This window comes from Nitrosomonas communis (assembly GCF_900114745.1).
Classification (GTDB): Bacteria; Pseudomonadota; Gammaproteobacteria; order Burkholderiales; family Nitrosomonadaceae; genus Nitrosomonas; species Nitrosomonas communis_A.
This window is the reverse complement of the sequence record NZ_FOUB01000188.1, coordinates 1-1194: the sequence shown is the minus strand read 5'-3', so window position 1 is coordinate 1194 and position 1194 is coordinate 1. Positions and strand designations below refer to the sequence as shown.

General features: G+C 53.9%; 1 protein-coding gene and 1 pseudogene. Both read left to right on the top strand.

What is annotated here, in order from left to right; translation table 11 throughout:
• Positions 1–846, top strand: an 846-nt coding sequence (locus BM122_RS21325) for a reverse transcriptase domain-containing protein (RefSeq protein ID WP_074907678.1), incomplete at its 5' end; no start/stop codon positions are given.
• An 82-nt stretch (positions 847–928) separates the two neighbouring features.
• Positions 929–1042 (top strand): annotated as a pseudogene (locus tag BM122_RS23000) (DDE-type integrase/transposase/recombinase); the annotation flags it as partial.
• Between the last annotated feature and the right edge of the window lie 152 nt (positions 1043–1194).

Below are 1194 nucleotides of genomic sequence, written 5' to 3'. Positions count from 1 at the left end.
GTTGAGTTCGATATCAAGAGTCTGTTCGACAAGATCGACCACAAGCTGCTGATGCGCGCGCTCAGGAAGCACTGTCAGACACCATGGGTCTTGCTGTACGTCGAGCGTTGGCTGAAAACACCAATGCAAATGCCGGACGGCGAGCTTGTGGAAAGGATACGTGGCACCCCGCAAGGCGATGTCGTCAGTCCACTGCTGGCCAACTTGTTTCTGCACTATGCCTTCGACAGCTGGGTAGACCGTCATCTTCGGAGTGTGCGGTTCTGCCGCTATGCCGATGATGGTATGATGCACTGCCGGAGTCTGGTGCAGGCGAAGTTTGCTCTGAACAAGGTGGGCGAGCGGTTTCGTCAGTGTGGACTTGAGCTGCATCCTGAGAAGACCAAAATCGTATACTGCAAGGACATCAATCGGCAGGGAGATTTTGCCAGCGTGCAATTCACATTGCTTGGCTATCCCTTCTGTCCGCGTAAAGTGAAAGATAAGTATGGTCGGGTCTATGTGAGTTTTACGCCTGCGGTCAGTCGTGACGCCCTCAAGGCGATGCGGCAGACGATACGTGGGTGGCATCTTCAGCTGAAATGTGACAAGAGCCTGGCTGATCTGTCGGCCATGTTCAATCCAATCCTCCGAGGCTGGCATCAGTATTATGGCCGATTCTACGAGTCGGCGATGTCTGCTGTGTGGAAGCACCTGAATGACTATCTGGCGCGCTGGCTGATGCACAAGTATAAATGGCTGGCTCGGCATAAAACACGAGCTCGGCAAGCTCTCGGGCGACTTGCGCTGAAGTTTCCAAAAGCTTTCTGGCACTGGAGGCTGGGATGTGTGCCAAAGGCAGGATGATGGGAGCCGGATGAGTCGAGAGGTTCACGTCCGGTTCTGCGAGGGGCTGCGGGTGAAACTCCCGTGGTCTACTTACCCCTGCATTTGGACTCAGGAAGGCTGGCTGTATCTGGCGGTTGTCATCGATTTGTTCTCCCGAAAGGTGGTGGGCTGGAGTATGAGCTCACGGATGAAAGCAACACTGGTTTGTGATGCATGACGAATGGCGATCTGGCTACGCCGGCCACCGCCTGGCCTGATCGTGCATTCGGACAGTAAGAATACGTGTACCAGATTTCAATAATAGCTTGACTCAATCATTGAATGAGCAATTATGGGGCTCTGGTACCGTAAGGGTTGCCTGGTTTC